Annotated in this window: 6 protein-coding genes and 1 pseudogene; 6 read left to right on the top strand and 1 reads right to left on the bottom strand. The window is 68.5% G+C overall.

Annotated elements, in window-relative coordinates:
• Positions 1-353, bottom strand: a pseudogene (locus LI94_RS18210) (hypothetical protein); the annotation flags it as partial.
• 165 nt (positions 354-518) lie between these two features.
• Between LI94_RS18210 and mutA the strand changes: the two are divergent.
• The 6 genes from mutA (at position 519) to LI94_RS18180 (ending at position 10,159) form a co-directional block, all read left to right on the top strand.
• On the top strand, positions 519-2,447 hold the full coding sequence (gene mutA / locus LI94_RS18205) for a methylmalonyl-CoA mutase small subunit (RefSeq protein WP_024443417.1): 1,929 nt from the start codon (positions 519-521) through the stop codon (positions 2,445-2,447).
• Positions 2,448-2,452: 5 nt separating this feature from the next.
• Positions 2,453-4,741: a methylmalonyl-CoA mutase gene (gene scpA / locus LI94_RS18200; protein ID WP_024443418.1), complete on the top strand. Its 2,289-nt coding sequence runs from the start codon at positions 2,453-2,455 to the stop codon at positions 4,739-4,741.
• Positions 4,742-5,731, top strand: a complete 990-nt coding sequence (gene meaB / locus LI94_RS18195; protein ID WP_024443419.1) for a methylmalonyl Co-A mutase-associated GTPase MeaB — start codon at positions 4,742-4,744, stop codon at positions 5,729-5,731. It abuts the gene before it with no gap.
• Positions 5,732-5,791: 60 nt separating this feature from the next.
• The gene (locus tag LI94_RS18190) at positions 5,792-7,057 is read left to right on the top strand and encodes a serine hydrolase domain-containing protein (RefSeq protein ID WP_046302072.1); all 1,266 of its coding nucleotides are present in this window, start codon (positions 5,792-5,794) and stop codon (positions 7,055-7,057) included.
• Between the two features lie 60 nt (positions 7,058-7,117).
• Positions 7,118-7,834 carry an alpha/beta fold hydrolase gene (locus LI94_RS18185; protein WP_024443421.1) on the top strand — a complete coding sequence of 239 codons (717 nt, stop codon included), beginning with the start codon at positions 7,118-7,120 and terminating at the stop codon, positions 7,832-7,834.
• Between the two features lie 567 nt (positions 7,835-8,401).
• A complete protein-coding gene (locus LI94_RS18180) occupies positions 8,402-10,159 on the top strand; it encodes an AMP-binding protein (RefSeq protein WP_024443422.1) in 1,758 nt (585 codons plus the stop codon).
• The last annotated feature ends 120 nt before the right edge of the window (positions 10,160-10,279 follow it).

The raw sequence follows: 10,279 nt of genomic DNA, 5'->3' as shown, positions 1-10,279 counted from the left end.
CAGATGTGTATAAGAGACAGCAATGCGCTGGCCACCACGGCAAGCAGGACGCCCAGCCACGGGCCGAACAGCAGGCCGGCGGCCAACGTGAAGGCGGTCCGTGGAAACGGGAACACCGTCACGACCGTGTGGGCCAGCAGAAACGCCACCGGAAACCACGGCCCCAACGTCTGCGCCCAGTCCCGCAGCTGTACGGCGGAGGGCACCGGGACCAGCAGCGCCACCGCGACCAAGCTCAGGATGACCGCCGTGGTCAACGCCAATCGTCGCAGCCCCACTTGCAGCGCGGTGGCGAGGACTGCCGACCGGGTGCCACGCAGCACCTGCGCGATTCGGGTCGAGGCGGGCGTCACAGCGCCCAAGACTACGGGCCGTGGGTGAACACCTCGTGTCACTCAGCGGGAGTTTCGCCGCTCGGCACACCTCACCCGTCTCGGCTGATCGGCATCATTTAGCCTGGTTGACACATGTCGGGTAGCGCTTCCACAGTTACTCGCGAGTAACCACAGGAGTCGCCGGTGTCAATCGAGGTGTCCGCCGAACCCGCCGGCATCCAGCAGGCCCGGGCCCGCTGGCGTGCGGCCGTGGCCGGGGTGCTGGCCAAGAGCGCGCGCCGCGAGCCGGCCGATATCGACGCCGAGACCGGCGGTGAGCCGGAGCGACTGCTGGACACCCCGGTGGAGGGGCTGGCGGGGCAGGGCGGCTTCGCCGTCCGGGCGCTCTACACCGCGCTGGACGCCCGGCCGGAGCCACCGTTGCCGGGCCAGTGGCCCTTCGTGCGCGGTGCCGACGCCCGCCGCGATGTCAACACCGGCTGGAAGGTCGCCGAGGTCTTTCCCATCGGCGGGCCGGGTTCGGCCACTGACGCCAACGGCGCCGTTCTGAGTGCCCTGACGGACGGGGTCAGCGCGCTGACCCTGCGGGTCGGGGACACCGGGGTGCCGGCCGCCGAGTTGCGGGGCGTATTCGACGACGTCTACCTGGACCTGGTTCCGGTACTTCTCGACGGTGCCGGTGCCGGCGACTACGCCACCGCCGCCGAGACCATGCTGGCGCTGGTCGACGCGCTCGACCCGGACAACCGCGCCAACCTGTCGGTGGATCTGGGTGCCGACCCGCTGACCGCGCCCCTGACGGACCGTCCGGCGCCGTCGATCGACGAGGTGGTCGCGGTGGCGGCGCGGGCCGCCGCCCATCCGGGGGTGCGGGCTATCGCCGTCAACGGCCCGGCCCTGCACAACCTGGGCGCGGGTGCGTCGGGGGAGTTGGCTGCCGGCTTGGCCGCGGCCGTGGCCTACCTGCGCGTGCTCACCGAGGCCGGCCTGTCGGTGGCCGACGCCGCCCGCCAGGTCAGCTTCCGGATCGCCGCCGACGACGACCAGTTCATCACCATCGCCAAGATCCGGGCGGCGCGCCAACTCTGGGCGCGGGTCACCGAGGTCGCCGGGGTGCCAGAAGCGGGCGCCGCCGTCGTCCACGCCGAGACGTCTCTGGCGATGATGACGCAGCGTGACCCGTGGGTGAACATGCTGCGCACCACCCTGGCCGCCTTCGGCGCCGGTGTCGGCGGCGCCGACACCGTGCTGGTGTGGCCGTTCGACGCGGTGATTCCGGGTGGGCAGCCCGGCACCTCGACGACGTTCTCGCGGCGGATCGCCCGCAACACCCAGCTGCTGCTGCTCGAGGAGTCGCACCTGGGTCAGGTGCTGGACCCGGCGGGCGGCTCCTGGTTCGTCGAAGACCTCACCGAACAGCTGGCGCAGCAGGCGTGGCGTCAATTCCAGGAGATCGAGGCGCTCGGCGGATTCGAGGCCGCGCGGGAGCACATCGCCGAGCGGATCGCCGAGGTGGCCGCCGCGCGGGCCGACGAGATCGCACATCGGCGCAGCGCGATCACCGGGGTCAACGAGTACCCGAACCTCGATGAGGCGCCGTTGCCGCCATCCGCGACGCAGAATTCCCCGGCCGGTGTGCGGCGCTACGCGGCGCAGTTCGAGGAGTTGCGTGACCGCTCCGACATGTACTTGGCGCGCACCGGCGCCCGGCCGCAGGTATTGCTGCTGCCGCTGGGGCCGATGGCCGAACACAACATTCGGACCACATTCGTGGCGAACCTGCTGGCTTCCGGCGGCATCGCGGTGATCAACCCCGGCACGGTGGACGCCGAGCAGGTGGCCGCCGTCGCCGCCGCCGTCGCCGACGCCGGCTCGCCCGCCGCGGCGGTGCTGTGCGGCAGCGATGCCCGCTACGGTGCCGAAGCGGCCGCAGTCATCGAGGCGGCGCGTAGCGCCGGAGTCGACCGGGTCTATCTGGCGGGCCCGGCCACGGCTCTAGGGGGCCCTGGCGGACCCAACGCCGACACCGATCCGAAGCCGGACGACTACCTGACCATGAAGATCGATGCGGTGCAGGCGCTGTCGGACTTACTGACCCGATTGGGGGCCTGAGAGCCATGACCACGAGCACCTCACACGGCACGCTCGGCAGTTTCGCCGAGGTGGCGCTGCACGGTGACCGCGTCGCCGAACCGGTGACCGAGGCCGCCGTCGCCGAGCACGTCGCGGCCGCCGCGGCCGCGCACGGCTACACACCGGAGCAGCTGGAATGGCAGACCCCGGAGGGAATTGCGGTCAAGCCGGTGTACACCGCCGCCGATCGCTCCGCCGCGGTCGCCGAGGGCTACCCGCTGGACAGCTTCCCCGGTGAAGCGCCGTTTGTACGCGGGCCGTACCCGACGATGTACGTCAACCAGCCGTGGACGATCCGCCAGTACGCCGGGTTCTCGACCGCGGCGGACTCCAACGCGTTCTACCGCCGCAATCTCGCGGCCGGCCAGAAGGGTCTGTCGGTCGCGTTCGACCTGGCCACCCACCGCGGCTACGACTCGGATCATCCCCGGGTGCAGGGCGACGTCGGAATGGCCGGGGTGGCAATCGATTCCATCCTCGACATGCGGCAACTGTTCGACGGGATCGACCTCAGCGCGGTCAGCGTCTCGATGACCATGAACGGCGCCGTGCTGCCGATCCTGGCGCTGTACGTGGTGGCCGCCGAGGAGCAGGGGGTGCCGCCGGAGAAACTGGCCGGCACCATCCAGAACGACATCCTCAAAGAGTTCATGGTGCGCAACACCTACATCTATCCGCCGAAGCCGTCGATGCGGATCATCTCCGACATCTTCGGCTACACCAGCGCCAAGATGCCGAAGTTCAATTCGATCTCGATCTCGGGCTACCACATCCAAGAGGCCGGTGCCACAGCGGATCTGGAGTTGGCCTACACCCTGGCCGACGGAGTGGACTACATCAAGGCCGGTCTGGACGCCGGCCTGGACATCGACAAGTTCGCGCCTCGGCTGTCGTTCTTCTGGGGCATCGGCATGAACTTCTTCATGGAGGTGGCCAAGCTGCGGGCCGGACGGCTGCTGTGGAGCGAGCTGGTCGCGCGGTTTGACCCCAAGAGCTCGAAATCGCTGTCGCTGCGCACGCATTCGCAGACCTCCGGCTGGTCGCTGACCGCCCAGGACGTGTTCAACAACGTTGCGCGTACCTGTATCGAGGCGATGGCCGCCACCCAGGGGCACACCCAGTCGCTGCACACCAACGCCCTGGATGAGGCGCTGGCGCTGCCCACCGACTTCTCCGCCCGGATCGCCCGAAACACCCAGCTGCTGCTGCAGCAGGAGTCGGGCACCACCCGGCCGATCGACCCGTGGGGCGGCTCCTACTACGTGGAGTGGCTGACCCATCAGCTGGCGCAGCGAGCCCGGGCCCACATCGAGGAGGTCGAGGCGCACGGCGGCATGGCCCAGGCGATCAGCGACGGCATCCCGAAGTTGCGCATCGAGGAAGCCGCCGCCCGCACACAGGCCCGGATCGACTCCGGGCGTCAGCCGCTGATCGGCGTCAACAAGTACCAGGTCGCCGAAGACCAAGAGATCGAGGTCCTCAAGGTCGAGAACAGTCGGGTGCGCGCCGAACAGCTGGCCAAGCTGCAAGCGCTGCGCGCCGAGCGTGACGAATCGGCCTGCCAGGCCGCCCTGGCCGAGCTGACCCGGGCTGCCGGCGCCAGCGGCCAGTCGGGGGAGGACGGGCTCGGCAACAACCTGCTGGCACTGGCGATCGACGCCGCCCGGGCCAAGGCAACGCTCGGCGAGATCTCCGACGCTCTGGAGAAGGTATACGGTCGCCACCAGGCCGAGATCCGCACGATCTCCGGCGTCTACCGCGACGAAGTCGGGAAAGGCAGCAATATCGCTAGCGCATCCGCCCTGGTCGAGAAGTTCGCCGAGGCCGACGGCCGTCGGCCCCGCATCCTGGTCGCCAAGATGGGCCAGGACGGGCATGACCGTGGCCAGAAGGTGATCGCCACCGCGTTCGCCGACATCGGCTTCGACGTGGACGTCGGCGCCCTGTTCTCCACCCCCGACGAGGTGGCGCGCCAGGCAGCGGACAACGACGTGCACGTGGTCGGGGTGTCATCACTGGCTGCCGGGCACCTGACGTTGGTGCCCGCGCTGCGTGACGCGCTGGCCGCAGTGGGCCGGCCCGACATCATGATCGTGGTCGGGGGAGTCATTCCGCCCGGCGACTTCGATGAGCTCTATGCCGCTGGGGCGACCGCGATCTTCCCGCCTGGCACGGTGATCGCCGATGCTGCGGTGGACCTGCTGAAGACCCTCGCGTCCCAGCGTGGTTATGAGCTCGCCGACCAGGCAGAACCGGCGGCAGACCCGACGTAGATGGTCGACAACGTGTCTGACACCGTTGCCGAGTTGGCGGCGGCGGTACGCGCTGGTGACCGCTCCGTGCTGCCCCGAGCCATCACCCTGGTCGAGTCTTCTCGGGCCGATCACCGCCAGCAAGCCCAGGAACTGCTGTTGGCGCTGTTGCCGGATGCCGGCGGGGCTCGGCGGGTGGGCATCACCGGTGTTCCCGGGGTGGGCAAGTCGACCACCATCGAAGCCCTCGGAATGCACCTCATCGAGCAAGGCCACCGGGTCGCGGTACTGGCGGTCGACCCGTCGTCGACGCGCACCGGTGGTTCGATCCTCGGCGACAAGACCCGGATGCAACGGTTGGGCGCGGACGAACGCGCCTACATCCGGCCGTCGCCGACGTCGGGCACGCTGGGCGGGGTCGCCAAGGCCACCCGCGAGACGGTGGTGCTGCTGGAGGCCGCCGGCTTCGACGTGATCCTGATCGAGACCGTCGGCGTGGGCCAATCCGAGGTCACTGTGGCCAACATGGTTGACACCTTCGTGTTCTTGACGCTGGCCCGCACCGGTGACCAGTTGCAGGGCATCAAGAAGGGTGTGCTGGAGCTGGCCGACATCGTGGTGGTCAACAAGGCCGACGGCCACCACCTGGCCGAGGCGCGCATGGCTGCGCGGGAGTTGTCGACCGCGATCCGGCTCATCTATCCCCGCGAAACGCTTTGGCGACCACCGGTTTTGACGATGAGCGCGATCGAGGGCACCGGGCTGTCGGAATTTTGGGAGACCGTGGAGCGCCATCGACAGACGCTGATCGACGCCGGTGAATTCGACGCCCGGCGACGGGCGCAACAGGTGGATTGGACCCGCCAGTTGGTGCGCGACGCCGTGCTCGAACGAGCCCTGTCGGACCCGGCGGTGCGAGACGTGCGCACCGAGGTGGAACAGCAGGTACTCAGCGGAGAACTGACCCCTGCGCTGGCCGCCCAGCGCATCCTCGGTGCCATCTGGGATTAGTGGCACGCGCGTGCGGTAATCCGGCTCATGTTCGCGGGTCGGCGCGGTAGATTCCCAACCATGACACAGCATCTCAACATTCGCCGTTCAGGGCTTCCGGCGAATGTGCACGGCGCGGCCGATCCGAACTTCGCCTGTGCTGTGCGCGCCTTCGCCGCGATGTTCCCGGGCCGCCGCTACGGCGGCGGGGCGCTGGCGGTCTACCTCGACGGCGAGCCCGTGGTGGACGTGTGGACCGGGTGGTCGGATCGGGCAGGGCAGGTGCCGTGGTCGGCCGACACCGGAGCCATGGTGTTCTCGGCGACCAAGGGTGCGGCCTCGACTGTCATCCACCGGCTGGTCGACCGGGGACTGCTCGACTACGACGTGCCGGTGGCGCAGTACTGGCCGGAGTTCGGCGCAAACGGCAAGTCGGCGATAACCGTCCGCGAGCTGTTGGGACACCGGGCCGGCCTGACCCACCTCAACGGCGCCAGCAGGGCAGACCTGCTGGACCACGTGACGATGGAAGCCCGAATGGCCGCTGCGGCGCCGGGGCCCGAACGCGGCAAACCGGCCTATCACGCGCTGACCTACGGCTGGCTGGTGTCCGGGCTGGCTCGCGCCGTCACCGGCGTCGGCATGCGCGAGCTGTTCCGCACGGAGCTGGCCGGGCCACTCGGTGTCGACGGCCTGCACCTGGGCCGGCCACCCGCCGGCGCTCCCACTGTCGCCGCGGAGATCATCATGCCGCAGCGCAGCCGCCGGAACCCGGTGATCGACCTGCTGGTGCCCAGGGCCGCCGCGGCGACGCGGTACGGGGGGCTCGGCGCCATCTATTTCCCTGGCGTGATGGACACCGTTCGCGGTGGCATCCCGTTCCTGGACACCGAGGCCGCCTCCCTCAACGGGGTGGCCACGGCCCGCGGCTTGGCTCGCCTCTACGGCGCACTGGCCAACGGCGGGCAGATCGACGGCACCCAACTCCTGTCGCGCCGGCTGGTGGCGGGGCTGACCGGTCCGCGCAGCCTGCAACTGGACCGCACCGTCGGCGTTCCGTTGGCGTTCCACCTGGGTTATCACGCGGTCCCGTTCGCGCCGGTGTTGCCCGGCTTCGGCCACGTCGGCCTCGGGGGGTCGATGGGCTGGGCGGATCCCGCCTCCGGGCTGGCGATCGGCTTCGTGCACAACCGGCTGCTGACCCCGTTCGTGGCGCTCGACCATGCCGGTTTCGTCGGCACGGCCGCCTTGATCCGACGGGGCGTCGCCCGAGGACGCCGGCACGGCTACACCCCGATCCCGCAGCTGGGGGAGCCGTTCGCCGCGCCGGACGCCGCGACCGGCTAGTGCACCGGTCCGCGCGCGGGAGGGGGCCGCGGCGTCTTGGCCCGCCGGTAAGGTTGCCGAGTGACTGACCGTACGCCGAAGCTCTACATCTTCCCGCACGCCGGCGGATCGCCGCAGTACTACGTTCCCTTCTCCAAGACGTTCACCACCGACGTCAAGCGCATCGGAGTGCAATACCCGGGCAAGGGCGGAACTCACGACCTCGGCGCCTTCACCAGCATCGAAGACCTTGCTGACCAGGTCTGCAAGACCGTCGCGCCGCCGGCCCCGTCCGACGGGCCGGTCGCCTTTTTCGGGCACAGCATGGGTGCGCTGCTGGCGTTCGAGGTGGCCCGCCGATTCGAGGCGGACGGACACCGGATTGCCGCGTTGTTCGTGTCGGCGGCGGGCGCCCCGGGACGAGCCGGCTACGACAACATTCCCGAGTCCGACCGCGGCCTACTGGACGCCGTCAGCTCCATGACGGGAGTCAACCCCGAATTCTTGGAGAACGAGGAGTTCGCGGCCAAGATTCTGCCGACTCTGCGCGGCCTCAAAGCCATCGCGAACTACGACTGCCCGCCCGAGGCGCAAGTGTCGTGCCCCATCTTTGCGTTCCATGGTGACGAAGATGACGTCGCCACCGCCGAGAAGGTCGGGCCCTGGGCCGAGCGCACCACCGCCGAATTCAGCGCGCGAGTGTTCACCGCGCCCGGACACCACTTCTACCTCAACGATCACCTGCCGGAACTGGTCGGCGATATCGAGCAGAAGATCGCGCGGTACGGCCAGGGCTGACCCGGCCGGCCCGGTCTGGATTGTTAATGGGCTCTTGGTGCCGAAGTTACTCGTGATGCACGAAATTGACTTCTCCGCTAGTATGGCGGATCTGCTGCGTTTGCGCTGGATGTGGGCCACAAATTGCCTGTCAACAGCGCGTCCGTGGTAGCCTCCGCCGGAGGGAAACACCTGGGATGTCGGGGTCCAAGGAGTTTTAGCGCAGGTTTCAAACATCCAGAAGGGGTAACCCGTGTCGTTGGTCGAATCATCCGCACCGGCCGTGTCGGCCGGTCGATCCCGGCGCTCGGAGGTCCCCGCCCCCGTCTCCACCCGGCAGGGCGAGCAACCGACCTGTGCTGAGGCTGACGTATTCAGCTGAGCAACTCCGCCAGGGATGCCCGCCAGAGCTGATCCCCGCGGGGGGCCCATCCCAAATGTCGCTAATCCAATTGCATACCTCCGCTGTGCAGGGACCTTGCGCAGCGAAACCGTCAGTTCAACAGCAAGCGCAATGACTCTCGACGGGGCCGAAGTACTCAGCAGGTGAGGTCCACGGACCTGACAGCACAAGGAGAAGACAACGCAATGTCGGTAACTGAAACGCACATCCCGACCCTGTTGGCGAACCTCGAACGGGACAAGCCGGACGAGCCTGCGTACACGTTCATCGACTACGACGTCGACCCCGCCGGCTACCGCGAAACCGTCACCTGGTCGCAGCTGCGTAACCGCGTGCGGGTAGTGGCGGCAGAACTGGCAACCTGCGCCTCGCCGGGCGACCGGGTGGCGATTCTGGCCCCGCAGAGCCTGGAGTACATCGTCGGGTTCTACGGTGCGCTGGAAGCGGGCCTGATCGCCGTCCCGCTGCCGGTGCCGATGTTCGGCGTGCACGACGAGCGGGTGTCGGCGGCACTGCGGGACAGCGCCCCGGCCGCGATCCTGACTACCACGTCGGCTGTCGGCGACATCGCCAGCTCAATCAAGGGCCTGGGCGGAAAGCCGCCGGTGGTCATTGAGGTCGACGCCTTGGATCTCGACTCCGAGCCGGCGGCGGCACCGACGGCCACCGCGCACACCAAGATCGCATTCCTGCAGTACACATCGGGTTCGACTCGGACGCCGGCCGGTGTGATGGTGACCCACGCCAACGCAGTTTCGAACATGTGGCAGATGGCTTCGGACACGTTCGAGCTGTCCGGCGGAACGCCGCCCCCGGAACTCACCATCGTTTCGTGGATGCCCTTCTACCACGACTTGGGCCTGCTCGGCACCGTCATCTACCCGATGGTCTTGGGCCTTCACACGGTGCACATGAGCCCGATGGCGTTCCTGGCGAAGCCGGCCCGGTGGATGCAGGAGCTGGCCCGCCAGCCGATCGGCTTCACCGGTGGACCGAACTTCGCCTACGAGTTGGCCGTGCGGCGGACCTCTGATGAGGACATGGCGGGTCTTGACCTGGCCAATGTGCACACCTTCTGTTTCGGCGCGGAACGCATTCACGCCGCGACGCTGCGACGCTTCGTCGACCGATTCGCCAAGTTCAACGTGAACCCGGCCGCGCTGCGTCCGGGCTACGGGCTGGCCGAGGCGAGCGTTTACTTGACGTCCAACACCCCCGGAAACCCGCCACCGACCGCGCGGTTCGACTACACCAAGCTGGCGGCCGGTACAGCTGAGCCCAGTGGCGCCGAAGGCGGCGTCGAGCTGGTCAGCTGCGGTGTTCCTCGGGCCTGCACCGTGCGTATCGTGGACCCGGAGACCCAGACCGAGAATCCGGAAGGCAAAGTCGGCGAGATCTGGACGCACGGGCCCAACGTCGCGGCGGGCTACTGGCACAACCAGCAGGCCACCGAAGCTACCTTCGGCGGCAAGCTCGTCGAGCCCACGCCGGGCACACCGCAGGGGCCCTGGCTGATGACCGGCGACCTCGGTGTCATCTCCGGCGGAGAGCTCTACATCGTCGGCCGGATCAAGGACCTGCTGATCGTCGACGGGCGCAACCACTACCCGGACGACATCGAGGCAACCGTGCAGGAGATCACCGGTGGGCGTGTCGCCGCGGTCTCGATCCCGAACAGCCACTCCGAGCAGCTTGTTACGATCGCAGAGTTCAAGAACAAGGGGGGGTCCGATGAGGAGATTCTGGACAGGCTGACCGAGGTCCGTCGCAAGGTGACCGCTGCGCTGTCCAAGGCGCACGGCCTGGTGAGTGGAGACCTGGTCCTGGTGTCGCCGGGTGCCATCCCGATCACGACCAGCGGCAAGATCCGCCGTTCCAGCTGCGTGGAGATCTACCAGCGTGATGGGTTCGACCGACTGGATGCTACTGCTCGGTCTGTATGACAGATGACGAGCTGCTCGCGCGGCTCTCGGGGAGGTTGAGTTGAGCGAGAAGAGTGCTGCGCCGGTCGGGGGGCCGGATCGTCGGGCGATTGTTGCTGAGGCGCTGCGCAAGATTGATGA

It is taken from the genome of Mycobacterium sp. UM_Kg27, from assembly GCF_000972905.1.
In the GTDB taxonomy this organism is placed as follows: domain Bacteria; phylum Actinomycetota; class Actinomycetes; order Mycobacteriales; family Mycobacteriaceae; genus Mycobacterium.
Note: the sequence above shows the minus strand (reverse complement) of the source record. Positions and strands in the feature narration are given on the sequence as shown.